At 39.4% G+C, this 26,877-nt stretch carries 26 protein-coding genes and 1 riboswitch; of the genes, 14 read left to right on the forward strand and 12 right to left on the reverse strand.

Translation table 11 applies throughout. The annotated features are described in order from the left end of the window. Positions 1-205: 205 nt before the first annotated feature. Positions 206-634 (reverse strand): MarR family winged helix-turn-helix transcriptional regulator, encoded by a 429-nt coding sequence (locus MKX62_RS15045; protein ID WP_067207326.1) that lies wholly within the window; start codon positions 632-634, stop codon positions 206-208. A 120-nt stretch (positions 635-754) separates the two neighbouring features. On the opposite strand from MKX62_RS15045, the gene MKX62_RS15050 reads away from it, so the two are divergent. Further along, on the forward strand, positions 755-1,342 hold the full coding sequence (locus MKX62_RS15050; protein ID WP_340741780.1) for an NAD(P)H-dependent oxidoreductase: 588 nt from the start codon (positions 755-757) through the stop codon (positions 1,340-1,342). Between the two features lie 119 nt (positions 1,343-1,461). Here the strand turns inward: MKX62_RS15050 and MKX62_RS15055 are convergent, their stop codons facing one another. Beyond that, entirely contained in the window at positions 1,462-3,057 is a 1,596-nt protein-coding gene (locus MKX62_RS15055; protein WP_222618009.1) for a catalase, read from the reverse strand. Positions 3,058-3,268: 211 nt separating this feature from the next. On the opposite strand from MKX62_RS15055, the gene MKX62_RS15060 reads away from it, so the two are divergent. Beyond that, the gene (locus MKX62_RS15060) at positions 3,269-3,856 is read left to right on the forward strand and encodes a YitT family protein (protein ID WP_067207335.1); all 588 of its coding nucleotides are present in this window, start codon (positions 3,269-3,271) and stop codon (positions 3,854-3,856) included. A 224-nt stretch (positions 3,857-4,080) separates the two neighbouring features. Here MKX62_RS15060 and MKX62_RS15065 read toward each other — a convergent pair whose 3' ends face one another. The 5 genes from MKX62_RS15065 to MKX62_RS15085 all read right to left on the reverse strand — a co-directional run bounded on the left by MKX62_RS15065 (position 4,081) and on the right by MKX62_RS15085 (position 7,654). Then, positions 4,081-4,455 (reverse strand): hypothetical protein, encoded by a 375-nt coding sequence (locus tag MKX62_RS15065; protein WP_067207337.1) that lies wholly within the window; start codon positions 4,453-4,455, stop codon positions 4,081-4,083. Between the two features lie 196 nt (positions 4,456-4,651). Further along, positions 4,652-5,566: a ketopantoate reductase family protein gene (locus MKX62_RS15070; protein ID WP_067207340.1), complete on the reverse strand. Its 915-nt coding sequence runs from the start codon at positions 5,564-5,566 to the stop codon at positions 4,652-4,654. A gap of 132 nt (positions 5,567-5,698) precedes the next feature. Next, a complete protein-coding gene (locus tag MKX62_RS15075; RefSeq protein WP_338652999.1) occupies positions 5,699-6,616 on the reverse strand; it encodes a DsbA family protein in 918 nt (305 codons plus the stop codon). Positions 6,617-6,633: 17 nt separating this feature from the next. Continuing rightward, on the reverse strand, positions 6,634-6,966 hold the full coding sequence (locus tag MKX62_RS15080) for a winged helix-turn-helix transcriptional regulator (protein ID WP_067207347.1): 333 nt from the start codon (positions 6,964-6,966) through the stop codon (positions 6,634-6,636). 118 nt (positions 6,967-7,084) lie between these two features. After that, complete coding sequence (locus tag MKX62_RS15085) at positions 7,085-7,654, reverse strand: nitroreductase family protein (protein WP_067207350.1); 570 nt, start codon at positions 7,652-7,654, stop codon at positions 7,085-7,087. Positions 7,655-7,818: 164 nt separating this feature from the next. Here MKX62_RS15085 and MKX62_RS15090 point away from each other — a divergent pair, with 164 nt between their 5' ends. The 6 genes from MKX62_RS15090 to MKX62_RS15115 all read left to right on the forward strand — a co-directional run bounded on the left by MKX62_RS15090 (position 7,819) and on the right by MKX62_RS15115 (position 14,250). Then, a complete protein-coding gene (locus MKX62_RS15090; RefSeq protein WP_067207351.1) occupies positions 7,819-9,039 on the forward strand; it encodes an MFS transporter in 1,221 nt (406 codons plus the stop codon). A 9-nt stretch (positions 9,040-9,048) separates the two neighbouring features. Next, positions 9,049-9,519 carry a DinB family protein gene (locus MKX62_RS15095; RefSeq protein ID WP_187047250.1) on the forward strand — a complete coding sequence of 157 codons (471 nt, stop codon included), beginning with the start codon at positions 9,049-9,051 and terminating at the stop codon, positions 9,517-9,519. A gap of 97 nt (positions 9,520-9,616) precedes the next feature. Beyond that, positions 9,617-10,792, forward strand: coding sequence for an MFS transporter (locus MKX62_RS15100; RefSeq protein WP_067207357.1), 1,176 nt, complete (start codon positions 9,617-9,619; stop codon positions 10,790-10,792). Positions 10,793-10,910: 118 nt separating this feature from the next. Next, a complete protein-coding gene (locus MKX62_RS15105; protein WP_067207359.1) occupies positions 10,911-11,321 on the forward strand; it encodes a MarR family winged helix-turn-helix transcriptional regulator in 411 nt (136 codons plus the stop codon). Continuing rightward, complete coding sequence (locus MKX62_RS15110) at positions 11,314-12,498, forward strand: MFS transporter (protein WP_335339521.1); 1,185 nt, start codon at positions 11,314-11,316, stop codon at positions 12,496-12,498. The genes MKX62_RS15105 and MKX62_RS15110 overlap by 8 nt, the downstream gene beginning before the upstream one ends. Before the next feature lie 150 nt (positions 12,499-12,648). After that, a complete protein-coding gene (locus MKX62_RS15115) occupies positions 12,649-14,250 on the forward strand; it encodes a BCCT family transporter (protein WP_340741781.1) in 1,602 nt (533 codons plus the stop codon). Positions 14,251-14,323: 73 nt separating this feature from the next. On the opposite strand, the gene MKX62_RS15120 is transcribed toward MKX62_RS15115, so the two are convergent. Beyond that, positions 14,324-14,749 (reverse strand): protein-tyrosine phosphatase family protein, encoded by a 426-nt coding sequence (locus tag MKX62_RS15120; protein WP_067207369.1) that lies wholly within the window; start codon positions 14,747-14,749, stop codon positions 14,324-14,326. Positions 14,750-14,785: 36 nt separating this feature from the next. Next, on the reverse strand, positions 14,786-15,493 hold the full coding sequence (locus MKX62_RS15125) for a metallophosphoesterase family protein (protein ID WP_067207372.1): 708 nt from the start codon (positions 15,491-15,493) through the stop codon (positions 14,786-14,788). A 1,086-nt stretch (positions 15,494-16,579) separates the two neighbouring features. Here MKX62_RS15125 and MKX62_RS15130 point away from each other — a divergent pair. Then, positions 16,580-17,143: a hypothetical protein gene (locus MKX62_RS15130; protein ID WP_067207375.1), complete on the forward strand. Its 564-nt coding sequence runs from the start codon at positions 16,580-16,582 to the stop codon at positions 17,141-17,143. Positions 17,144-17,367: 224 nt separating this feature from the next. Here MKX62_RS15130 and MKX62_RS15135 read toward each other — a convergent pair whose 3' ends face one another. Further along, positions 17,368-17,979 (reverse strand): DUF3298 and DUF4163 domain-containing protein, encoded by a 612-nt coding sequence (locus MKX62_RS15135; RefSeq protein WP_067207378.1) that lies wholly within the window; start codon positions 17,977-17,979, stop codon positions 17,368-17,370. Positions 17,980-18,291: 312 nt separating this feature from the next. On the opposite strand from MKX62_RS15135, the gene MKX62_RS15140 reads away from it, so the two are divergent. Next, positions 18,292-18,723 (forward strand): YkvA family protein, encoded by a 432-nt coding sequence (locus MKX62_RS15140; protein ID WP_231885788.1) that lies wholly within the window; start codon positions 18,292-18,294, stop codon positions 18,721-18,723. 63 nt (positions 18,724-18,786) lie between these two features. On the opposite strand, the gene MKX62_RS15145 is transcribed toward MKX62_RS15140, so the two are convergent. Beyond that, positions 18,787-19,647 (reverse strand): SAM hydrolase/SAM-dependent halogenase family protein, encoded by an 861-nt coding sequence (locus MKX62_RS15145; protein ID WP_067207381.1) that lies wholly within the window; start codon positions 19,645-19,647, stop codon positions 18,787-18,789. 409 nt (positions 19,648-20,056) lie between these two features. Here MKX62_RS15145 and MKX62_RS15150 point away from each other — a divergent pair, with 409 nt between their 5' ends. Together MKX62_RS15150 and MKX62_RS15155 are read left to right on the forward strand one after the other, a co-directional pair. Beyond that, on the forward strand, positions 20,057-20,431 hold the full coding sequence (locus MKX62_RS15150; protein ID WP_067207386.1) for a nucleotide excision repair endonuclease: 375 nt from the start codon (positions 20,057-20,059) through the stop codon (positions 20,429-20,431). Between the two features lie 109 nt (positions 20,432-20,540). Further along, entirely contained in the window at positions 20,541-21,803 is a 1,263-nt protein-coding gene (locus tag MKX62_RS15155; RefSeq protein ID WP_340741782.1) for a hypothetical protein, read from the forward strand. A 113-nt stretch (positions 21,804-21,916) separates the two neighbouring features. Here MKX62_RS15155 and MKX62_RS15160 read toward each other — a convergent pair whose 3' ends face one another. Then, a complete protein-coding gene (locus MKX62_RS15160; protein WP_340741403.1) occupies positions 21,917-23,101 on the reverse strand; it encodes an IS256 family transposase in 1,185 nt (394 codons plus the stop codon). A 680-nt stretch (positions 23,102-23,781) separates the two neighbouring features. Then, positions 23,782-23,979, forward strand: a riboswitch (cobalamin riboswitch). 240 nt (positions 23,980-24,219) lie between these two features. Between MKX62_RS15160 and mmgD the strand changes: the two genes are divergently transcribed. After that, positions 24,220-25,350 (forward strand): citrate synthase, encoded by a 1,131-nt coding sequence (mmgD, locus tag MKX62_RS15165; RefSeq protein WP_338652989.1) that lies wholly within the window; start codon positions 24,220-24,222, stop codon positions 25,348-25,350. An 82-nt stretch (positions 25,351-25,432) separates the two neighbouring features. Beyond that, entirely contained in the window at positions 25,433-26,869 is a 1,437-nt protein-coding gene (locus tag MKX62_RS15170; protein ID WP_340741783.1) for a bifunctional 2-methylcitrate dehydratase/aconitate hydratase, read from the forward strand. Positions 26,870-26,877: the final 8 nt, after the last annotated feature.

A 26,877-nucleotide genomic window follows, 5' to 3' on the forward strand; every position in this document is an offset into this window, starting at 1 on the left:
CAATCCAAAGCGATCTAAAAGCAACCGTACTCGGGACGTCTAGTGTTTGATTAAGTTGTTTTTTGGTTTATTTTGGTTATCAACACGTGTGCTTGTATACTATTAAAAAACGATCCCCCAATTTTATGCCAGGTGAATCGTTTTGTTTAATCCATTATTTGTTCTCCCATTACCTCTGAGAGGATTAAACCGTAGTTCATGTCTATTAATAAAATAGTTTTTTTTGAAGAATATCTAATGCTTGGTTAATAGCATCTAAATCTTCATTTGAAGCATTTTGTATTCGATCTAGGAAACGAAATTCTACACATGCAAAAGACTCGTTCATCATGGTTTCCCCATCTTCTGAGAGGCGAATATATTGTTTTCGTCGATCTTCGGTATCACTTGATTTTTCGATTAGATTTTTTTCGCTTAATTTTTTCAGTTCACGGCTCGTGTTTGGCATAGATATATGCTGACAATCACTGATTTCACTAGGAGTAACAGGTTGACTAACGGCTATATACTCAAGAATATTATATTGAACTGGTGTGACGGAATCTGATTTGGTATTTTTGGTTAATTCGTGTGTCACGCGATGAACAGAAGTTGTAAATGATACACATTTATAAAAAAGAGCTTTTTTGTCCATAATTCTCACCTCTTACTCACAAGATATCAAAAACATTGTCCTAATACAATTATCATTTGACAACAAAAAGAAGAGAGTGCTATTATTTACTTGTCATATGATAAGTAAAAGGGGTGCGTTATGAAAGCGCTAGTTATATACACATATCCAAATCACAAAAGTTTAAATTATGCATTTTTACAAAAAATTATCAAAGGAAGTAATGAAAATCCGAACATAAAGGAGTTACAGGTATTAGATTTATATGAAGAAAAATTTGATCCACTCCTAGTGTTTAGTGAACATAAACGAAGACGTGATATGTATCGTGATCCTCGCATTGAAAAATATAGAACACAAATTACTTGGGCTGATAAGATTGTCTTTGTCTATCCAATCTGGTGGGGAAGACCTCCAGCAATGCTTATGGGATACATTGATCAATTATTTTCTGCGAATTTTGCTTACAGGGATAAGAAGGGACTACTACCAGAAGGACTTTTGAAAGGAAAGTCAGTTGTATGTGTATCGACTATGAAGGGCCCTACAAAATATCCACTTCTCTGGTTGAATAATGCACATAAAATATTGATGAAAAAAGCGCTGTTTAGTTTTGTAGGAATCAAAAGAGTGAAGTTTTTTGAATTTGGTAATATGGAAAGTTTAAAAGGAAAACAAACAAAAAAATTAGAGAAAATTTATCTTTATTTTAAAAGAGTAGATCGGTAAGAAAAGTATTTCGATACTTTTAAAATGTAGGTACACGATAAGCAAAGCTTACTAATTCAAGTTCAGTAGAATAAAACAGCTCACTTAGATGGATTTACTCCATTGAGTGAGCTGTTTTATTAATATGGATCGGCGTCATGACCTTTCGCCACTGCTTCATCAGGGGCTTTATCGCCATCTCTATTTCCGAGGGGCTTCTGACTCGATCCTTTTGTTGAGGCTTGTGCCAAGCCTTCTCGTAAACGACGTCCGTATTCTTCATCCGCCTCATCCGCAAGAGCTATCATTTTAACTTGAATACGTGGGTCACAATTTGAAAGGTCTGACACCAAGTTTGAAATTAAATCTGCTCGTTCCCATTCTTCAAAATTGCGATACGTGTCTCCGGCTTGTTTTGTATTGCTTTGTCGGTCAATGGACTCTCGCACAAGTTTACCTTCAATATAAGGAGTGTATTCTATTCCGTCTTGTTCAGCCTCTTTTAAACCGCCTAAGATCGATGGCTCGTAGTTAATATGAGGATTCTGACCCGGAGCTCTGTCAAGTTTATATTGCATCTGTCCGCCACTCTGATTCGTTGCTACCCGTTTTTTGGGAGAATTGATGGGTAGCTGTAAATAGTTGGCGCCAACGCGATGACGCTGCGTATCGGAATAGGAGAAAGTCCGTCCTTGAAGCATTTTATCATCAGAGAAATCAAGACCATCGACAAGCACACCTGTACCGAATGCTACTTGTTCAACTTCAGTGAAGTAATCTTCAGGGTTTTTGTTTAAGGTCATCTTTCCGACAGGTAACCATGGGAACAGATCTTCAGGCCATAATTTCGTATCATCGAGCGGGTCGAAATCGAGTTCTGGATGTTCGTCGTCACTCATAATTTGGACAAGCAACTCCCATTCAGGATAATCACCTTCTTTGATCGCGTCATGTAAATCTTGTGTCGCATGATTAAAACTTGTCCCTTGGATTTCACTTGCTTGTTGTTGGGTTAAGTTTTTAATACCTTGTTTCGGTTCCCAATGATACTTGACAAGTACTGCAACGCCTTCTTGGTTCACCCATTTATACGTATTGACACCGGAGCCTTGCATCATGCGGTAATTGGCAGGGATGCCCCAGGGCGAATAAACAAATGTCACCATATGGAACGATTCGGGAGAGCTGGCGCAAAAGTCGAAAAAGCGTTCGCCGTCTTGAATATTCGTAATCGGATCTGGTTTAAAAGCATGAATCATATCGGGGAACTTGATCGCATCACGGATAAAGAATATTTTTAAATTATTTCCAACGAGATCCCAGTTACCGTCCTCTGTATAAAATTTCACAGCAAATCCACGAGGGTCACGAAGTGTTTCAGGCGAGTGTCCACCATGAATAACGGATGAAAAGCGGACGAATACAGGCGTCTGTTTGCCTTTTACCTGAAAAAGTTTTGCGCGTGTATACTTGGAAACGGGTTCGTCACCAGCTGTTCCATAGGCTTCGAAATAGCCATGCGCGCCTGCACCACGTGCATGGACAACACGTTCAGGAATACGTTCTCTGTCGAAGTGGCTGATTTTTTCTAGAAAATCATAGTTTTCTAAAACAGCAGGACCTCGATTGCCGACTGTTCTTAGATTCTGGTTGTTTGTAACAGGATGTCCCTGTCTATTCGTCAATGTATCTTCTTGTTCTTCATTCAATTTGTTATTGAATAGATCGTCTGACAATTGATAACCTCCTCTTTAATATGATGAAACGTGTGCATAGTAAATCGTAGGACAATACGTTTTGAACAGGGATCTCATCCACACTCTGCTCAATTAAGAAGGATTTAATTCCTGTTTACGTTTTTTACTATAACGAATTGTCGTAACTGAGTGAAGAAATGCTTGAGACAGGCATATACATCTATAAAGTATTTGAAATAGGTGGGGTCCTGTGTACATTTTACAAAAGGCGCTAACGCTATTTATCGGAAGTTTATTAGTCGCGATCGGTGTAAATTTATTTCTTGTTCCATTTGGGTTGTTGGATGGTGGTGCGATTGGTATCAGTCTAATTATCCATTATGCGATGGGTGTCAAAGTGGGGCTTACATTTCTTATCGTAAGCATCCCAATCTTTATGCTTGCTTGGAAGTATTACCGTTCTTTTTTTTACAACGGAATCCATGGCATGTTGCTTTCATCCCTAATCATGGATTTATTATATCCATTGAATATGATCGGAAGGGAATTGGTAACTAGTCCTCTAATAAGTGCAATATGTGGAGGGATATTTATCGGTGTTGGGGTGGGTATCATGCTTCGCCTTGATATTAGTATTGGGGGAACCGATTTACTAGCACAAATGATTGCAAGGAAACTGTCCATTAATCCAGGTGTTATGATCTTTTGCATTGATATATTGATTGTCACAATGGGAAGCTTATTAATACCTTCTGTTCATCTAGTCTTGTCGTTTACGACAGTGATTATGGTTGGTATTACAACAAGTCTGATTGTATTAAAATCCGCAAATGCATAGAAAAGGGCAATGAAAATACGTATTCTTCATTGTGATTAAAGAGAAGACAGAAACAAGACCAAGTGTACATTTCACTCGGTCTTGTTTCTGTCAGCATTCCTTTAGAAAGTCTTCGGTTTTGTGTAAATTGTTCTCAGTAGTAGGACTGGGGTTTCAATCTTAAGCACGTGTTGTAATAAGAATCCATTTCAAACTCCGTATCACTTTTTATTAATATACTTCTGTTACGTTTCTTCTTTAACTCCGATATTATTGAACGCATTGTGAACATCAATTGAATTTGTCACAATGACCGCTAATACGATGGCAGTCTTACTTAAGTTTATTATTAAAGTGATTTTCTCAGCAGTACTGTCGTAGATTTCCACCATATACGGTACAAATTCAGGAGTGAACAAATTAGGATTAAATACAATAGATAAAAGGAGAGCAATCCATAGAAGATTAACAAAGAAATTTCCGGCCGCGAGCTTGGTAGTCCATTGTGAATCACTGGATTTATAAACTGATAGCGACAATTCAAACGTAACTAAAACTAATAGGAGAGGAAAATAATAAAGTAAAGTATCTCCATTCAAAGCAAACATGAAAGTATTCAATCCCTTCCGCCCTTGTATGTGTATATTAAAGTGTTGCCAAATTGTCGGTGGAAAATAAGTCCGGCGGATATGTTTTTCAAAGCAATCCAGAAATAATCGATATGTATGTGAATGATTTGACCACAGTTTAGAGTTGAATAACGAAAGGGGACATACAAAACAAGACCGGGTTTCCATTCACCCGGTCTTGTTTCTGTCATTTTTCTTTTTCGTAAATCTTTAACTTCGTATAAATCGTTTCCAGTATCGGGGTTGGGACGTCATGTGTATTCGCGTGTTGCAATAATAAACCATGCAGATGATCGGATTCTAGCGGAAGGGATTTTTCTATATCTCGCTGCATCGAGGATTTCATAAGGTATGGCATATCACTAATTTTGGTATACAGTTCTTGCGTGATAGTATCATGTATCGGTGCATTGATTTTCTTCATAATTGCGCCGAGTTCTTCCAACAGTGAAGCAACAGTATTCCGCCCGGTTTCCAACTCCATAATTGGTCCTATGGGTGACTCCATCAGTGATGTAATACCGGATAGTGCAGTGATGAACAAATATTTATGCCACATTTCCTGATTGATTTGCTCACTTAGCACACATGAAGCGTTGGCCCCTTCAAAAGCAGCTTTCAGTTTTTCCATACGAGGTGTGATCTCCCCAGATCTTTCGCCGTAAATAAGCTGATGGATCGGACTTTTTTGTAATATGGTTCCATGTTCGTCAAGTGTCGTTTCGATGAAGCAAAGACCACCGATGACGGCATCTTCTCCGAAAGCTTTGATTAGTTGTTCGAGATGCCCGACGCCATTCAAGAGGGGGAGAATAATCGTGTCCTCTTTTACAAATGGACGTATATCATTGATTGCTTGGGTAAGGTGATAGGACTTTGTAGAAATGAGGATCAAATCGAATTTATCCCCAATATCCTTTGATGTAATCATTCGCGGGGCGAGCTTAGCATTCCCGTTGACACTTTCAATTTTTAAGCCAGATTTTTCAAGCATTTCTTTGCGCTTTGCTCGTACAAGGAAAGTAACGTTCTCTCCTTTTTCCAAGAGCCTACCTCCAAAATATCCGCCAATTGCTCCTGCTCCGACGATTAATATGTTCATATCATAATCCTCCTTATATCTGTATGATAAATTCTATTCTACAGTAGTCTGGGTTATTAGAATCATTGAATGACGTGTAATGAAAAACGATGGCATGCCGGACAGGATATGCCTAGCTTGCCATCGTATACATTAACCGATGATCGAAATATATTTTTCGCCAAGAACTTCCTTCGTTTTATAATCGGTATTGACCAATTGATCACTTACGAATGCTTTAACATCTTGTTCTTTAATTGCATAAAATTCTTCGATTTCACGTGAGAACAACAGTTTTTCTTGTTGGATAAGTGACTGCAAACTTGATTGTTGTTTTGGTTGCAAAATTTCCCCGGGCAGCATTTGTTGAAGTGCCTCCGTGTATTGTTCAAGTGCTCGTGCACCGACAATCTTGACGCCTTTTTTCTCTTCATTCAACATGACGATAGTTGGGAATCCACGGACGCCTAGTTGATGAACGAGTTGAAAGTCTTCTTGCAATGAAGTTTCAGCTTCCGGCAGTTTCGATTGTTTGACGATTTCTACTCCACTAAGGCCAACTTTATTGACAAGATCGATTAATATGTCATCTTGCGCAATGTTTTGATTGAAAGCGAAGAGGGCTTCGCGTGCGCGGCGTAAAAATATATTGGCGATTTCGGGACTTTGCTTATGAATCACTTTAAATACACGAGAAGGAATGAAGGAAGATTCGATCGGATTATCATGCCAAAGAGTCCCGTCAATCGGCATACGAGAATGCTCACCGACTTCTCTCCAATGCTCAGCGACATCGGCAGGACTATTGATGCCATTTGCAGTGTCTGCAAAGCCGTTCCAGTTTTCCAATAATCCACCCATCAATGTATGCATGTTGACGTATTGGCCATATTGCGCCTCAAATTTTCGGAGAACGGGTTCCAGTGCCCAACAATGGGAACAAATTGGATCCGTTACGTAATATAAGTCGACCTTCTTTTTAGGTGTTGAGAGATCGATGAATTGCATTTCTGTTTCTCCACCAGGTCCGCATACGCCAGTTTCTAAATCGCATATCATATTGTTTTTCATTCTAATTCCTCATTTCTTTATTTTGTAATTGTCAGTTCCAAATCGATATTTTCTTGTGCCCACTTATGGACAGGTTGGAGGGCAATTGCTAACTGCTGTCCTTTGTCGGATAGATGATATGAAATGGTGACGGGGGTGCCTTCTGTTACTACTTTCACAACCAAGCCATAATTGGCGAGTTCAGTTAGCTTTAATGATAAGGACCGTGGGGTAATATCATTCAAATCACGTTTCATATCAGAAAAGTGTGCCGTAAAGTTTGGGCAATTCGATAAGTAATGGACGATGAGACCATTCCAACGCCTGCCTAATATTTCAAAGCACGATTCCAAATAAGGACAAACCTTCATAAGTATCACCTCTTCTTTCGATAACTTTATTATATGCAGGTATACTAAGTATATCAAGTATAAAAATTATATTAACTAAAACACGCTCATCAAAGTAAATTTGATGAGCGTGTTTTAGTTAATTAATCCAAGTTGTGAACTCTTTAAAATCGGTCCTTTTAAACGGTTTCGGTTCAATTTCAGGATATCCTAGGTAGATAAATGCAACAATCTCACCTTTAGTAGATAGTCCGAAAAAATCACTTACTTTTGGATGGTAACAGATTGCACCTGTTCGCCAGATTGCACCAAGACCGAGAGCATGTGCGGTTAATAGCATATTTTGGACACTGGTACTGACAGTAGCATACTCTTCTTTCAAAATAACATTTTCTTTTTCACTTGGCTCCACTCCGACCGCGATGATGACAGGTGCACGCAGCGGATTCCGTTCACTTCGTTCAATTTTTACGATACTACTTTCCGAAAGAGGATCTTCCTGTTGAGAAATCGTTATCTCACGAAGCACTTTACCTAATTTCATTCTGCCATCGCCTTGAAGTACATAGAAACGCCAAGGTTCGGTTTTATGATGATTCGGCGCATAAGTTCCCGCCTCAATAATTTGTTCAATAAGATTTGCTGGTACAGCTTGATCACTGACTAGCGGAATAGTTCTCCGTGTCTTAATCGCGTCGTGTATATTCAAAAAGATCGCCTCTTTCTATCCATACTAAATAGCTACTTAATAAGTATATCGACATGAGTAGATAAAATCATTGTTTTCGCTATATTAAACATTCAAGTGTTCGGAAAATGCGATATACTTGGTCTATTAAGTTACTACTGTCAGGGAAAGAGTGTGAGAATCAAATGACCACAGTAAAAGAATCATCTGCATTAGGAAATCCTGTTTATCCAATTATGTTTGCAATTGGTGCTTGCCATTTGTTAAACGATACGCTTCAAGCTGTGATTCCAGCAATGTTTCCTGTTCTTGTAAAAGAGAGGGGGTTTAGCTTTACCCAACTTGGATTCATTTTTTTTGCTTTGAATATGGTGGCATCAGTCTTACAACCAGTCATCGGTTATATAAGTGACCGGAAGCCAAAACCTTATGCGCTTCCATTCGGAATGATGTTTTCGCTTATTGGAATAGGGGGGCTCGCTTTTGCTCCAACCTACTGGTTATTAATCGTTTCCGTCATGTTACTTGGATTTGGTTCCGCCGTTTTTCACCCTGAAGGATCACGAGTCTCTTTTATGGCTGCAGGATCGAAGCGTGGACTTTCCCAATCCATCTATCAAGTGGGTGGAAACTCGGGACAGGCACTTGCACCGTTGATTGGTGCGTTCATATTAGTTCCGTATGGTCAAAAATCGGCAGCGTTATTTTTGCTTGTTGCAGCACTTGGTATTTTTATATTGATGAAAATATCTGCCTGGTATAAAAAGCAGTTGGAACAGGAGAAGTTAAACAATCGTAAGAAAGTCCTTCTCTCATCGATTGGTAACTTAACGAAAAAGAAAATAGGGATAGCACTTGGTTTACTTCTTGTCATCATCTTCGCCCGTTCATTTTACGTTACGAATATTACAAGCTTTTTCATATTTCATTTGATGGATAAATATGAGGTATCAGATAAAGAAGGATTACTCTATATATTCCTGTTTTTGGCACTTGGGGCAGTCGGCACATTTTTTGGCGGACCGATGGCAGACAAGCTTGGAAGAAAAAATGTCATTGTACTTTCGCTCGCAGTGCCGATACCGTTATGCTTAATACTTCCATATGTTCCATTATGGGCTGTGGCAGTGTTACTGATGTTAATTGGTTTTTTCATTATGCTAAGCTTTTCGGTGACAGTTGTTTATGCACAAGAGCTAGTACCAAGCAAAATTGGAACGATGGCAGGGCTGACTGTTGGACTGGCATTTGGTATGGGAGCAATTGGTTCGGTTATCATCGGAATAATGATGGATAGTATTGGTATTCATCCTACGATGATCATTGTTTCATTCCTCCCTATTATTGGACTTGTAGGGTTGGCGCTACCGCGCGATCAAAAATTAACAGCAGAAACTGCGGATTAAGGTGACAAAATGAACAATTATTGTAGATATGCGTTGCATCAAATAAGGGTTGCGATTGATTCCCTTGTTGAACTAGTAGATTGCTTAGAAGAGCATGACTTACAACAAAGACCAACAGCTGCAAAACATTCCGTTGGTGAGTTATTAGAGCATATTGCCACAATATGTAGAGCGGATTTTTATATTGCTGATGGTGCAAACCAAGAAGAAATGGCTACATTTTATTCAACAGTTTCATTGATTTCGAAAGAGGAAATTAAAGAGGCATTATTGAGTAATTATACTTTTTTACAAGAGAGATTTATGGAGTTTAATGAAGAAGAGTTGCACATGGAAATAACTTCATATTGGGGGGTGACCTACTCCCGGTATGAGTGGCTAGTAGAAACAACAGCCCACCTATACCATCATAGAGGGCAATTGCATTCAATACTTGTTCATTGTTATGGTTTGGACTTAAATGCTCAGCTATTTGAATAATTGTATGGTGAAAATAAATAGTTTTTTGAGTTGGCTTTTACATTCAATCCATATTATAATATGGAGTCGGCTTAAATTTGAAAGTAGGTTGTAAAAATTGTCCAAAGACCAAAGAAAGAAAATGCTAATATTAATGATTAATATGTTTATTGCAGTAGGAAGTTTCGGAATTATAATACCTATATTACCGGCCTATCTTTTGTCAATTGGCCAAGGTGGAACGGCAGCGGGCTTGATGATTGCCATATTTGCGGGAGCACAGCTTGTAATGTCACCAATTGCAGGGAAATGGACGGATCGCTATGGACGTAGAATAATGATTATTTCAGGACTTAGCGGTTTGGCCCTGTCCATGTTCGTTTTTTACTTTTCAGATTCGATAGGTGTGTTATATCTATCCCGTGTTATTGGCGGCGTTGGAGCAGCGTTATTAATCCCGGCGATTTTTGCTTACGTGGCAGATATCACAACAATGGATCAGCGTGCCAAAGGTAACAGTTTCATTTCTGCTTCAATGTCACTTGGGATTGTTATTGGTCCTGGAATCGGAGGATTTTTAGCTGATTTTGGTTTGAAAATGCCACTGCTTATATCTGCGATAGTAGGACTCGCAGCCGTTGCTTTTTCAGCATTCATGTTGGAAGAAAGCATGGATACGAAAATCGAAGTGCCTAATGAAAAACCTGAGCCAATGGTAAAAGAAATTGCACAGTCATTTAACAAACCGTACTTTATCCCTTTAGTTATCACGCTTGTCATGAGCTTTGGGTTAATGGCATATGAATCAGTTCTCGGCCTTTTTGTAGATAATGTGTTCGGAGCCACTCCGAAAGATATTGCTGTATTAGTAACTTCAACAGGTATCATCAGTGTAATCATTCAACTATTTGCTGTTGATTGGATTGTTCGCAAATTTGGTGAAGCAGTCGTGTTGAACATTTTCCTTGCTCTTGCGGCACTTGGATTTTTGCTGTCCATCTTTGTGCCGAGTTATATTATGTTTTTCGGTGTTACGATGATTATTTTCCTCTCGACTTCTATACTGAGGCCTGTACTGACGACACTCATATCTAAGTTGGCGGGGAATGAGCAAGGATTTGCGATGGGAATGAACAATGCATATATGAGCATTGGAAACGTCCTTGGACCACTTCTTGCTGGGCTTCTGTTTGACGTGCATATTTTGTATCCATTTATTTTGGGACTAATCGTTCTTGTAATTACAATATTTGTCTCTATGAAATGGAAAGGTCCACGAAACATCTCAATGTGATAAAACAGGCAATCCCCATAGGAGGGATTGCCTGTTTTATTGAGTTCTGTTTCTTTACAAGTTTCGAATTCCGAAGTATAATATAATAGTTACCTAAGTAAATAAAGGAGTTGAAGATATGAATCCATTATTCCATGAAGTATTTCAAAAAACACGATTATTAAGTAAAGAATTAAATCTAGTGCTTAAAGAATATGATCTGTTCGCATCACAATGGACAGTGCTTTACTGTGTTCATCAACATGAGGAAATGATATTAACAAATATATGGAAGTATTTGAATGTGGAAGCTCCAACGATAACACGAACTGTGAGTCGATTGGAGGAATTAGGATGGCTGAAGACATACGTAGGGAAGGATCGTAGGGAAAAGGTAGTCCGCCTTTCGGAAGAAGCAGTAGCCAAGTTTCCTATGATTGAGGCCTCGATTATTCATTTTGAAAATGAATTTTTAAAAGGTTTGTCAAATGAAGAACAGGTAATACTAAGAGGATTATTGAAAAAGCTCGACAATGAAAGAAGTGAGTAATTTGGAAAAAAAAGAACCTATTTGGACAAAACCATTCGTCAGTTTGTTTTTTACTAATATATCTGTATTTATCGTATTTTATGGCCTTGTAACTACTCTGCCGCTTTATGCAATCGGGGTGTTGAACCGAACAGATGAAGAGGCGGGATTACTGATGACAGTATTTTTACTTTCCGCAATTGTTGTCAGACCGTTTACAGGGAAAATTTTAGATATTGCAGGAAAACGAAAAATGTTATGGATTGGTCTTGCCCTCTATTTGATATGTACAGTCCTTTATTATTTTATCCAACCGTTTGCGGGACTTTTAGTGTTGCGTTTTGTACAGGGGATCTGGTTTAGTATTATTACGACGGCGACACTTTCAATTGCGGCAGATATTGTGCCGATCACGCGAAGAGGAGCAGGCCTGGGCTATTTTTCGATGTCGACAAATTTAGCTGTTGTTCTCGGTCCATTAATTGCGTTGGCTGTCATTCAATCCTATTCATTCGATGTATTGTTTGTCGTGCTGAGTATATTAATGATTGTCGGCGTGTTAACATCTCTATCTGCACCAGCCGGCGTTATTCCAGTGAAAAATGATGTGAAAAGCAAATTGTCATTTGGCGACCTGTTTGAAAAACGGGCAGTGCCAGTGGCATTCCTTGGAAGTTTGATAGCATTGTCTTATGCGAGTGTCTTATCGTACCTATCCATTTATGCACAGGAAAAAGGACTCCTAGCATTGGCGAGTTCCTTCTTCCTCGTGTTTGCGGCAGTTATGCTATTAACTCGCCCGTTTACTGGTAGGCTCTTCGATGAAAAGGGGCCCCAATATGTAATAATACCCGGGTTTATATTTTTTGCTATCGGTCTTGTCCTTTTGGCAAACATGGATTCTGCAATATCCTTTTTAATTGCGGGAGCATTTGTTGGATTTGGTTATGGTGCACTTGTTCCGAGCTTCCAGACACTTGCAGTACAATCAACAAAACATGAGAGAAGTGGATATGCGACCGCTACATTCTTCACGTTTTTTGATTCGGGCCTTGCGATAGGGTCATTTGTACTTGGGCTAATTGCTCTCCATTTCGGATATGAATCCGTTTACTTGGTGTCGGGTGCACTTGCGTTTGCTGTCCTTATCCTTTATATGGTTATCCATCGGAAAAAGAAACATGAATCCTTAACATAGGGATTCATGTTTTTTTGTTTGCTGCAAATCGTGATAAACAAGGGAAGGGCACTTATTACTTTTTAAAAAATTTAAGTGTTCATTTGCGATTTAATTGGAAGTAGTTTAGGGTATATAGTTATTAACTAATTTAATAGGGGTCGGTTTTCTTTGGATAGGAAGTTTTGGAGAAATCCGGTATTCTCAATTTCAGCAACAGTTATCTTGTTTCTTGTAGTTGCGGGGGCGGTATTACCGGAAAAGTTTGGAAATGTAGCAGATAAATTATACGACTTTACAACAGTGAATTTTGGCTGGTTCTACTTGCTGGTTGTTTTCATCATAGTGATATTTTTAGCTGGTCTGGCGATCAGTAAGTATGGAGCAATCAGGATTGGCGGCGATGAAGAACGGCCGGATTATCCGTTTTTCACATGGATTGGGATGTTATTTTCGGCTGGTTTCGGAGTAGGGCTCGTTTTTTGGGGTGTAGCGGAACCGATGAGCCACTATTTCGCTTCACCGATTGGAGGCATAGAACCGCATTCAGAACAAGCGGCACGGGTTGCAATGGGTTACTCATTTTTCCACTGGGGTATTTCTCAATGGGCTATCTTCGGTATTGTTGGCTTGGTTATCGGGTTTTTACAATTTCGAAAGAAAAAAGATGGTCTCATTTCCACAGCTTTGGAGCCGTTGCTAGGATCGAATAAAAAGTTGAAGATAGGTATTGATTCTTTTGCAGTCATTGCTACAGTCATGGGGATTGCCACTTCGCTTGGGCTCGGTATTTTGCAGATGGCTGGTGGTCTGGAATCTGTATTTAACATTAAAAGTACATTCAGCATACAGTTAATTATTATAATTATCGTTTTTATTTGCTACATGCTGTCGGCAGCTTCAGGGTTGAATAAAGGAATCCGTTATTTAGGGAACTTTAACTTAGGAATGGCAATAGCGATGCTTGTGTTCTTTTTCATCGTGGGTCCAAAGGTATTCATCCTTGAAACCTTTACACTGGCAATCGGTGATTACATAACGAATTTCATTCAATACAGTTTGCGTTTACAGCCTTATCAAGGTGGGACATGGGTCAGGGATTGGACGATATTCTATTGGGCGTGGACAATCGCATGGTCGCCTTTTGTTGGGGCGTTCGTTGCACGTGTATCCAAAGGTAGAACGATTCGAGAATTCATCATCGGGGTAATGGTCATTCCGCCGGTGTTTGCATGCATGTGGATTGCAACATTGGGCGGGACAGCACTTTATAGTGATTTGAACAACGGTACAAAGATAGCGGAAGCTGTTAACGCTGATGTCACTTCTGCAATTTTCGAGACGTTTAGACATATGCCATTCACTGGTCTCATGTCCGCTTTGGCAATCTTATTGATTTTTACATTCTTGGTGACATCTGCGGATTCGGCAACGTACATCCTGGCGAGTATGACAACGAAGGGGAGTTTGATGCCACCCTTGATTGTGAAAATGGTTTGGGGAATCCTAATGTCAGCGATAGCGGCAGTGCTGTTATATGCCGGCGGGTTGGATGCATTGCAATCTGCTTCACTTATTGCTGCATTGCCTTTCACGGTTCTTCTCCTTTTACTTGTAATCGGAATGGGCAAATTGTTGAAGAAAGAACCAATTACGGTCAGACCGGCCGACATAAGAAGTTTTGAGAGGATCGAACGTGCAGTGAAGAAGAAAGCTGAGAAGGAAAAATCAATTATGCCTTCATCCAAAAGAAGGAATCAGCAGAAGAAGTGAATTAAAATAACACAAAAATGCCTGCCCTATCATATTTTAGGGTCAGGCATTTTTTGTGATTTTTATCATCTAATTACTTCTCGTAAATTCTTTTGAGTGCATCTTTAAATTGGGGCTTAATATTAATAGCCGGTTTGATTTCTTTCGCTTTCTGTTCGGCTTCATCCACGGAATCCGCTAGTCCCAATTCCAATAATGTAGCAGTGGCAATGGTTCCTGCTCTACCCCGACCAGTATTACAGTGAAAATACACATTTTTCCCAGCCTTATATGCATCGGTTATTTCTTTTACAGCAGCTTGAATGGACGCGTCTTGTTGCTGGGTATCGTCAACAATAGGCTGATGTACACTTTTATTATTTGAAAGTGGAACTTTTACTTCTGCACGTAAATCAAAGATAATATCAATTTTTTCATTCGCAAGAAGATCATCAATTGCATCTACGCCACCTATGAAAATTCGATTTGAGACTAGTTCTTCATACTTTTTGATTGTCATGGAGGATCTCCTTAGTATGTATTTGTAAACAGTATATCATTTAACGTAATGAACTTTTCGTTTCGGTAATTCTAAGCAATTTAATTGCCCGCCGTAGACAGCTCCACCATCGATACCAATAATCCGGTTATCTCCGAAGTAAATAGTATGATTTTCCGCATCCTCATGAAAAATTTTAGTTGGCGTATGACCGAAGACGACTGTCCTGTCTCCATCATAACCTGTGTGGAACTCTTCGCGGATCCACATCAATATATAGGGATCTGTTTCAGCAATTGGTTGTGTAGGGTGAACGCCTGCATGGACGAAAACATAATCGTCACGTTCGATAATGTGATCCAGATTTTGAATGAATTCAAGGTGTTTGTCCAATATTTTGGAATTCAATACAGGTTTAACAAATACCTCTGCATCTTGCATCATAAACTCACTTTCGTTGAGACCGTAACTTTCTAAGGTTTTGCTACCGCCACATCGATTGATCCAATGTTTCCAAGCTCGTTCCTCGTTTGTCGTCAAGGCTTTGATCATCAAGTCTTCATGATTTCCTTTTAGGACAAGGGCTCCTTCTGATTTCAGCTCGATAACCTTATCAAGTACCTTTCTCGAGTTTGGCCCACGGTCTACATAATCACCTAACAGAATGAGTTGATCGTGATTAGAATCGTACTCCACATCGGATAATAAACGTTCAAACATTTCTAATTCGCCATGAATATCACTCATTACAAGTGTACGCTTCATTCTTCTTCATCCTTTCGGAAATGCTTTATATTACTCAAATCTATCAATTTTGTTGATTAACCATATTCTTACATAAGGAACGAGAGTCTACAGTAGACTTGTACATTTCCGGCTCTTTTTGGCCGAAATAATAGCAACACCTTTACCACGGGTTAATTGTAGCTGGAAATGATTTGGAAACTTCCGTCCGCTCCACCGCTTTAGTAACAGTGTGACGCTATATAGAAAGTGTAACTGGCTTACATCAGAAAAGGAAATGCTATAAAGAAGGGGCAGACAAAATTGCTCCTTTATGGAGAGGAAAGTGGTTATTCACTCCTTCCCAAATGGTTTAGAGCTTAGTGTAACTGTCACTTTTAGGAGCGACGGAGGTCGACTACCCTACGCAATAAGAATTCCCTATAACGGTGCAGTAGTCGGTCGAACCAAAGCGATTTAAAAGCATCTGTGGTTTAATCATAAAATTAATTAGTCATTATTGGATAACTTGGGTTACTCAACGCATATGCATACTTAAATTGATTATACGGTAATGTAAATGCGACATTATTGATAATAAAGATTCTTGTGTTCTGATTTTATCCCGCATTAACGGGCAGTAAGACCCCCACTTCAAGTATTTAAGGACACGAGAAGAATAAGTGGGGGTTCAACTGCCCGTAAAAGCCCGAATGGTTATACTAACAATCAGTGGGGGATGAAGAGCCCCCCCTCTGATTGAAGATTAACTTTATTTTAAAGTAAATGTTTTTATGTATTTAGTGATTTTGGCTGAATGGTTTGATGAAGAACTTTATTTCCGGGGAAATATTTTGTAGTTGCTATAAATAGTAATAATAATCATATATATCATTAGTTCTAGAGTTTATTCATCCGAGAACAATGAGTAAATACTTATTTCTCGGTTAATGAAGGGGAACAAAAAATGATTTTCTATTTGATTTGATTAAAAAGTAAAACTCTATAGCTAATATATGAGAGGGGTATCGGGGGTGGAATGTATTGGGGTTGGTTTTTGACCTGATTAGATAAGTTGTAACTTTGCCACCAGCAAAACGGACTAATAAGAATACGAGGAGGGTTTTTATGAAAAAGAAATTTGGTTTGTTTCCGTTACTATGTTTAGTCCTACTACTTACACTTTTTTTGAAACCTGTACCTGTGGCTGCTTGCTCATGTGTAATGAAGCCTTCAGTAGATAAAGGATATTCACGTTCGCAAGCAGTCTTCAGCGGAGAAGTTATCGGAATAAAGGACAATAACGGGCTGTTAGGCAGGCGTGGGAAAACGGTCCTATTTAATGTGAAAGAAACATGGAAGGGAATTAATGAAACGGAAGTTGCTATTGCGACAGGGAGTAGTGATGGAGATTGCGGCATAGCATTTGTCGTTGGCGAAGAATATTTGGTATATGCTAGGCTATCTGATATGTACGGGGATGAATCGCTTACGAGTATAATTTGCGATCCAACGACAGAGCTTGGAAATGCTGCTGAAGATATTGCTATTTTAGGCCAAGGCCAAGTTCCAACACAAGATGTGAAATCTGTTGATAATGGGAAATCAACCGTCTTAATTGGTGGTGGAGTTGTTTTTATAGCTGGATTGATTGCGATTTTTGGGTGGTACCGGGTTAAGAGAAATAAATAAGAAATAAAACCAATTGCCGAAACAGAATCAAAGTTTCGGCAATTGGCTTTATTTTTGGTTTTCTTATGGATTTATCCCGCATTAACGGGCAGTAAGACCCCCACTTCAAGTATTCAAGGACACAAGAAGAATAAGTGGGGGATCAACTGCCCGTAAAAGCCCGAATGGTTAAACTAACAATCAGTGGGGGGAAGAACCCCCCCTCTGATTGAAGATTAACTTTATTAAGTGAATGCCATCATCCGGTCAAGTGGACCATCGGGTTTTATTATATCGGCTAGATCTAGAATTGGAATCGGGAAGTAGGGGAAGCCCCAATAGTATGGCGTGATTTCATAAAGCTGGAAATAAATAACGAGAGAAGTGTCAGCGATATAGAAATCCTGGTCACTACGGATTCCTTTGAATGGTTCAAGCAACTCAATATTCCAGTCTTTGATCCGCTGATTTATGATATCCGACAGTTTTTTCTCGTAGTTGCTACCCTTTTTGAATAAATCCTTCAACTCGTATTGTTTACCGGTTTTTGTATCAAAGGTCAGTGATTTAACGATAGTCATCCCGTGTGCACCGCCTGTAAACGAATAGACGATGAGATTCAAACTAAGGATACCGCGTTGATTGTTCTTTAACTCGAAGTTGGCAAGTAATTCCACGAGGTCTTTCTCGTAAAAACTTTGTTCGACTAGTATTTTGTTCAGAGTGGTTATGATGGCATGGTTAATAGTACTTTGCGCATTGGGATTTGGTAATTGGGTAACAACAGGGTAATATACTTTAACATCCTTTGAGGCGTGGGGCAGTCTTTTTGTTGCAATTGATACTGGTAAATCCACTGGATACGTCCTTCCCTTCTCAATAGAGTAGTACATCATATGTTCAATTGAGTTAGGAAAGTCGAAATAATGGCTTGTAAGAATAAAACAAAGCCTTTTTTAATTCGGAAGTTGTACCATACATATATTGAAATAATGAAGTTTATTGAATCCGCTGTGGCGATAGAAGGTCCCTTGAAAGTCGCCTTCGCTGTTTATTCATATATCCAACTTATATAGAAACTACGGGTGGGATCCTGGAGCTATAGAATGACACATAGGGTCGTTCCGTGTAGAATTAATGTAATGAGCAGCGATTGAGGAGGTTTCAATATGATGAAAAAACAAAAAGAGTACGAAAATAAATTGAAGAACTTTGATCCGGAGTCCAGTATGCCGGAAACAGAAAACCATTATTCAGACGAAAAGTTTTGGGGAAAAATGATGAAATACGGGAAACTGGCGGGGAAGACAACAGTCTATTATAGCTTGCTTCTTTTCTACGTTGCAAAAAGTCCTGAGGTTCCCAAATCGACAAAGATGATTATTGTCGGTGCACTCAGCTATCTGATTTTCCCGATCGATCTCATTCCAGATTTCATACCAGTAGTCGGACTGGTGGATGATGCCGGGGTCATAGCCGCAGCCGTATTTAAAGTGATTTCTTATATTGATGAAGATATAAAAAATAAAGCAAAAGTGAAAATGAATACACTACTTGGTTTTAAATTCAATGATGAAGAAATAGACAAACGATTATTATAATGGAAAGAGCTAACAAGGAAATGAAAAATTCCGAGTTAGCTCTTTTTGTTTGAATTTCTGCTGTTATTCATACACAATTCTTGGGGCCTTACGAATAATAATTTCCCAGTTTGTTCCGGTACCAATACGATAGGCATCTGCAAAAGATCCTTGATTGATAGCAATGCCGATATTGTCGAGGGAGTTCACATAAACGAGTGGCTCACCAATATGCAAGTCTGCAAACGATCGGCCGAACGTCATGATGTTGTTGTAGATTGTACGGCCATCTGTCGTTATAGAAACTTCTATTGAATCGCCATACTGTTCTACGATTTCCTTGAATTGTTCTCGGCTTATATTGGTCCAGAGATTGCCGAAGGGACGGTCGATAATATCTACTATTCCTGTAATTGTTTCATCTACAATGGTGGACAATTTCAATGGTAGTGCAATAATAGTTGATGGATTAACTGATGCACCAATTTCTTCAAATTGTATAATTCCAGCAGCAAGCCGCGCACCCGTGTAAGCAAATATATCGCGTCCGTGGAAGGTATGCGATTCACCTGAATTTGGAAGCCGGTTTTTTGATTCATCGATTTCCCGGATCTCCGTTATTTTGATGAATTGCAACACATGCGTTAATGTCCCGTTATCCGGCGTAATAATATAGTGATTATCCGCAGTCTTCGCAACAATCGCACGACGGTTCGATCCAACTCCTGGATCGACAATTGATACGAAGACCGTTTCACTTGGCCAATAACCAATCGACTGTAATAACCGATAGGAAGCTTCCCAAATATTGTATTGAGGAATTTGATGTGTGATTTCAAAAATTGGGATTCCGCGTTGAACGGAGTTTGCTACGCCATGCATCGCACTCACTGCACCATCACTTTTGCCGAAATCGGATTGAAAAACTAATAAACCTGTTGTCATTACAAATCCACTCCTCATTCCTATAGTTTATGAAAGTGAGAAACAAAAAAATCCCGCTCAAATCAATCGTTAACCGATTGAAAAGGACGGAATTCATCACTTTACTTTTCTCTTCAATGCTCGTATGTATTATTGAATAATTTACACGATTATGAATCAAAAGTCAACAATGCTGCATGATAAGGTTCTATAAAAATGCCTGTCACTACTACGAATCAATAGTGTAGTGTGACTAGTATCTTCCTGTTATTTCCGAAATGTTGTCCGATTTTAAAGAAAATGAACAATCAGAGCAATTAGTAAGGGAAATATAGTTGTTTTGAATTGATTTGAATGACACCATTCTTCGCTTTTTGGGCTGTTTTATGTTAGAATTTAAGTTCATAACAGAAGAGGACGTGACGTTTAATTGATCACAATTACTATACCAAATCCGGATGTAACAATTGTACAACGTAAACAAGAAATGGGTGCCGATGTTGCCCCGATAAAACCAATTTATGGATTTATTGATTTACATGAAATTCCACGTGATAAAGGCGGCATCATTTTGTTTTATAACAACAAAGATGAATTGCTGTTTGCTGGGAAAGCACGTAAACTGCGCCAACGTGTTAAGAAGCATTTTGAAGACACGGTCTCTCCAATCAAAAATCATCGTAACGAAGTGCATGAAATTGCGATTATCGTTGTCGAAGACCCGATGGAACGCGAAATTTATGAAACGTATATCATTAATACACAACGTGCGAAATATAATCTTGATAAAGTATTTTTCGAATAAACTACAGAGCTGACTGCCATGCGCAATCAGCTTTTATTTTTGACCATTTATGTTGAACAACACGAATGAAGTTCTTTATTTCAATAATACATAGGAAAAGGGTGGGAACATGGACAAGAGACTACAAAAGATTGTCGATGAAGCGCAAGAAAAGTTTGGTTTGGATGCTTACCGAATGGCAAGACATACGATTTATAAAGTACGAGATACTATGGGGGATGCTTACTATACGTTTACTATGGAGTGGTTTCCTAAAGAGTTAAACGAGCCAATCGAAGAAGGTTATAATCCCGAGGGAACAGCGATTGTTGAATATGCAATTCAAAAGCAACACTTTAGTAATGTGTCATTCGTACAAGGTGAATCATTTTCTACAAAAACGCACTTTCCGGGTAAAGCCGCTGCTGAAGTCGCTGCATGGCTTGAAAAGGAAACTGGATTGGTGTACGAACAGGATTTCAAACTAACGCAAGCGAATGCAAATGGGTTTCAATTTACATCAGACATCGATGGTATCTATTTTTCTCCGAGCTGTATAATTGAAGTTGAATTTGATGATGTTGGCAAGCTGACTTCTTATCATTCGTACGGAACGATGCCTTCGCAAAATCTCGTTGAGCAGTCAAAATTCACGTTAACACTTGAAGAAATTGAACCAATCGTCAAAAAACAGCTTCAACTTATAAAGTTTCCATCTGAAACTGAAAAACGTTTTGTTCCCGTCTATGCAATGGAAGAAGTGTACGTAACGGTTGACGGGGCCCGAATCATCCCATTTATGGAACATGAGCGTTCAGAAGTTAAAATTGATGAAGTAATCGAATGGAATAAACCGTTAGAACAAAATATTGATCGTGAAGAAATCACAATTGTTTCCGAAGCAAACGTAGAAGAAGCATTCGGTAACGTCGACGCAGGTAAAAAACTGACGTTGTCGGCTGATCAAATTGAACGTAGTAAAAAAGTTGTTCGGGATGTCCTACGGGCTGAATATCCTGATGAATCAGGGAAGTGGAAGCTGTCCCAACTTCGTTGTCAAGAGAACTTTATCGAAGCGCATTGTGAAATAAATGAAGAAAACCCAATGATTTTTAATCGAAAAGTAGTTGTTTTCATGAATCCGGAAACGATGAAGGTGCTAAATTATCTTGATAACGGCTCGATGTTTGAGATTTTTGAAGCCTTTCTCCCTGCCGCAAACGCGGTCGTAACACCTGAAGAAGCATTTGAGAAAATGATACCATATATTACGCTTGATCCGACTTATGTATATGACGAGTTCGCAGGTAAGTATATTCTTTGCGGCTTGTTGGATGCGGCGGAATGTGTTGATGCGGTGACAGGGGAAATTGTCGATTTAGGAGATATATAGGTTCAGTTAATTAATTCTATATGTTGAACAAATGAATATGGCGTATGCGCTGGGAGTGTCAATATTTATGTGTAAATGACAATCGGACCTCTTCTTAATGATCATCACACTTTTTATTCTTTCACTTCAAACATCTCAGCCAGCTCTGCGCGTGCTTGATCGAAACCGATATGGCATCGTGTGGAGAAACGTTGGTTGTACTCTTCAAACTGCGAGACTAGGAAGCGTTCGAGTGCTTCTTCGTTCGGAAACTGCTCTTTGCGCTTTGTATATTTCTTGATTTGCTTGTTAAATGACTCGATTAAATTCGTTGAGTATATGCTTCGCCAAATTGACTTTGGAAAGCTGTAGAAGGTAAGTAGATGGTCATTTGTAGCGAGTGATTTTGTCACCTTTGGGTATGATTTTTTCCACTTTTCACAGAAATTATCTAACGCGACTTGCCCAGCTTCCTGATTATCAGCTCGGTAAACCGTTTTGAAGTCATCACAAATCTCAGCACGGTCTTCAACACGTACTTTATGTGAAATATTGCGCGCCACATGCACTAAACATGTTTGGAATTGCGCTTTAGGAAATACGCTTGTAATCGTGTCAACCATACCTGTTAAGCCGTCTGAAAGGAATAGAAGGACTTCTTCAACGCCACGCTCTTTTGTTTCTAGTAAGAGCTCTTTCCAATTAAATGCTGATTCTGTTGGAGCGATTGTGTAAGCAATTACTTCTTTTGATCCATCTTCACGAATGCCCACAGCTATATAAACAGCCTCTTTAGAGACCGTTTCACGTCGAACAGAAATATAGGTTGCGTCTAAATAAACACAGACGTAGCGCGCACTGAGTTTCCTTTTAGTAAAGGCCTCTACTTGTTCACCCACTACCTGTGTCATATTAGATATTGTTTGACGTGTGTAATGATGGCCATACATTTTTTCGATTAAATCGGCAATTTCCGACATGGTCACGCCTTTTTGAAACATGTGAATGACAAATGATTCAAGTGTATCATTTGACCGCTTATAAGGTGCGACTGTCTGTTGTTTAAACTCGCCGTTGCGATCACGGGGAATTGTGATTTGGAGGTCACCATATTCCGTGTGTAGCGTTCTTTCATATGAACCATTACGTGAATTACCTGAATTAAAACCGATTCGGTCGTATTTTTCATAATCTAAAAAAGCCGTCAGCTCCGTGGCGAGCAGCGCATTTACCGCTGTTTCTAAATGCGAACGAAAAACTTCGGTAATATCTTGTTTTTGGACTAGTGCTTGGACAATATCTGCTGTAAACTGAGTCATAGGGAAGACCTCTTTTCTAGGATTGGTTGTGGTGACTTAATTCTACCAAGAAAAGGTCTTCCTTTTTGTATTTATTCATTTACACAAGATATTTTACACTCTCTATGCGCTTTACAAGGGCTTTTGGGAGGTCACTGAAAAAGCATTAGTACTTGGAATGGTTTAGGATTCCCGCTAATACCGCTTCGACGCTTTGTGGATGCCTCCCGCGATAAGCCAGAAAGAAGACCACATGGGAGGGATTGAACTGCATCCCTCCTTAGTCTTATCGCTCCGGCTACCACGAAGTAGCGCCTTCGCTAGATGGTCTATGTGAGAAAGAGCTTTTCATTATCTGCGATGAAATCTGCAACCTAGATTGCGGATTTCTTGACTATAATTATATATGTTGAATCCGGTATATATACTGAGCGAAGGCGCCTTAACAGGGATCGCCGTAGCGGTTCAATGGAATTCTTTAATTCAACATATATAGTGTGTAAATGGGGATTGAATACCCGTTTCCCATTTATGTAATAGTAATGATAAGTGATGATAAATGAAAAGAGTATCCAATTATTGTTTACGCATTCTTGAAGTCGGTATACTTAATGCCTCTCTGAAACAATAGAAATTAGATATGAATAAAGAATTGGAATATTTAAAAGTTTGTGTTATAGTCAAGGGGATATTTCGATAATTGAATATGTGTAAAAATAGGTGCGGATTAATACTGACGTATTGGTCTGCTTAAAAGGGAAGTTCGGTGAGAATCCGACGCTGTCCCGCAACTGTAAATGGGAGCGATTTCGTTTAAACCACTGCTTTTTAAAAAAAGTGGGAAGGTACGAATAGCAATGATCATTAGCCAGGAGACCTGCCTCTTTTTATAACACATGTTGACCTACGAGGATAGGGGGTGTTAAGGACGCGCGGATGAGCTATGCCTATTTTTAACAGGCAGCTTTCTTTTAGTTGGGATTCTAGCGCTCTTTAACAACTTCTCTTATGAAGTTGTTTTTTTTATGGTCAGAAATAAGGGGAAGCGCTGCGAACAGATACAAATAGGATAATTTTTGGTGAAGTGAAAGCGTTTACAAATCTCAGAGTCATAACCATTCAGATTGGGGGAAAATAGTTTGACGAATACACTTACATTTTTACCAGGACTTGAAGGCGTGATCGCCACTGAAACATCCATTTCGCTGCTCGATACGGAATTGGGTCAGATTATTATCAAAGGATACGATTTAATCGAGCTTTCAAAAACAAAAGGGTATCTTGATATTGTCCACTTGCTAATGGAAAATACCTTGCCGTCTGATACTGAAAAAGCAGATGTGGCAGATAAATTGAAAAAAGAGCATGGTGTGCCAGAAGGTGTCACAAAGATTTTGCAAGCATTGCCTAAAGAGACACATCCAATGGACGCATTGCGAACTGGGATATCTGCTTTAGCGGGCTATGATAAGGAAATTGATCAGCACACTCTAGCTATCAATAAAAAAAGAGCTTACGAGTTACTTGGCAAAATTCCAGAAATAATTGCGAACAGCTTTCACATTTTACAGGAAGAGGAACAAATTCACCCGTTGAAAGAATTGTCATACAGTGCTAATTTCCTTTATATGATTACGGGGAGGAAACCGACAGAGTTGGAAGAATCTATTTTTGACCAGTCGCTACTACTTTATAGCGAGCACGAAATGCCAAATTCCACCTTCACCGCAAGGGTAATTGCCTCGACGTTTTCGGATTTATATGGTGCATTGACTGGAGCGGTTGCTTCTTTAAAGGGCTATTTACATGGAGGAGCGAATGAAGCAGTCATGAATATGCTTTTAGAGGCTGGTTCTGTTGACGCATTTGAATTGTTATTAGAAAAGCGTTTACGTGATAAAGAGAAAATTATGGGGTTTGGTCATCGAGTCTATATGAAAAAGATGGATCCAAGGGCCTTGGTAATGAAGGATGCTTTAAAGGAGTTATGTGCGCTAAAGGGTGACGATCTCCTTTACCGAATGTGTGAGGCGGGAGAAACCATAATGGAGAGAGAGAAAGGACTTTATCCAAATCTAGATTATTACGCGGCACCGGTATATTGGATGCTGGGCATTCCAATCCCATTATACACACCAATCTTTTTTGGTTCGAGAACAGTAGGATTGTGTGCGCATGTTATTGAACAACATGAAAATAATCGTTTATACCGTCCAAGGGTTCATTATATAGGCGAACGACACAGCAATCATTCAACTGGGGAGTTGTAACTGGCCGTTCACCACAACAGCGATACACTAGGCATCACTTAGTACTATTCTAAACAAATTGAAAGCGGAAAGGAAGAGTTAGATGTTGAAATTGAAAGAACAAATGACAATGGACACACTGATAGAGGAAATTACGGACTATGTTTTAAATAAAGAAATTACAAGCGAGGAAGCATATAAGACAGCACATAATGTGTTAATAGATACAATCGGGTGTGGAATATTGGCATTAAGCTATCCGGAGTGTACGAAATTACTAGGACCTGTAGTACCGGGTACTATTGTTCCAAATGGCAGTCGTGTACCTGGTACATCGTATGTACTGGACCTGGTCCAAGGCGCATTTAATATTGGCTGCATGATACGATGGCTCGATTATAATGACACATGGTTAGCTGCTGAGTGGGGTCATCCGTCCGATAATTTAGGTGGCATTTTAGCTACAGCAGATTATCTAAGCCGTTTACGTCTTTCGGAAGGAAAAAAACCACTTGTTGTACGTGATGTATTGGAAATGATGATTAAAGCACATGAAATCCAAGGCGTACTGGCATTAGATAATAGTTTGAACCGTGTTGGACTTGACCATGTTCATTTCGTCAAAATTGCTACAACTGCGGTCGTCACCAAAATGCTTGGCGGGGGACGTACAGAAATAAATAATGCGTTGACAAATGCCTGGATTGATGGCGCAAGCCTTAGAACGTATCGTCATGCACCTAATACCGGTTCACGAAAATCGTGGGCAGCAGGAGATGCAACGAGTAGGGGTGTACGACTGGCGATGATGGCAATGACAGGCGAAATGGGTTACCCGACAGCGCTATCCGCTCCGGAGTGGGGATTCCAAGATGTTTTATACAATCAAAAGGAATTAACACTGGCACGTCCTTTAGACTCTTATGTGATGGAGAATATACTGTTTAAAGTATCGTATCCAGCCGAGTTCCATGCGCAAACAGCGGCGGAATGTGCCATTATCCTGCATCAGGAGATAAAGGAGCGACTTGATGATATTGAAAAAATTACAATCACGACACATGAATCTGCTATTCGGATTATCGATAAAGTAGGTCCGCTTAACAATCCCGCTGACCGTGACCATTGCATCCAATACATTACGGCACTTGGTTTACTATATGGCGATGTTGTTGCAGATCATTATGAAGATGACGTGGCAAATGACTCACGAATCGATCAATTAAGAAATAAAATGATTGTCGTAGAGGACGAGCAGTATAGTAAAGATTATCTCGATCCGAGCAAGCGCTCGATCGCCAATGCTGTTCAAGTTACATTTAAAGACGGTTCCACAACAGAGAAAGTTGTAAGTGAGTATCCGCTTGGTCATCGCTTTAGAAGAGAGGAAGCTATTCCTCAAATACGCGAGAAATTTTCGGCTACATTGATGACTCATTACCCTGAAAAGAAGCGAACAGAAATAGAAGTGGCGTGCGAAAGCCAAAGTAAGTTAGAACAGATGAACGTCAAAGAATTTGTCGACTTATTTTTGCTTTAAGAGAGGAG

This window comes from Sporosarcina sp. FSL K6-5500 (assembly GCF_038005665.1).
Taxonomy (GTDB): domain Bacteria; phylum Bacillota; class Bacilli; order Bacillales_A; family Planococcaceae; genus Sporosarcina; species Sporosarcina psychrophila.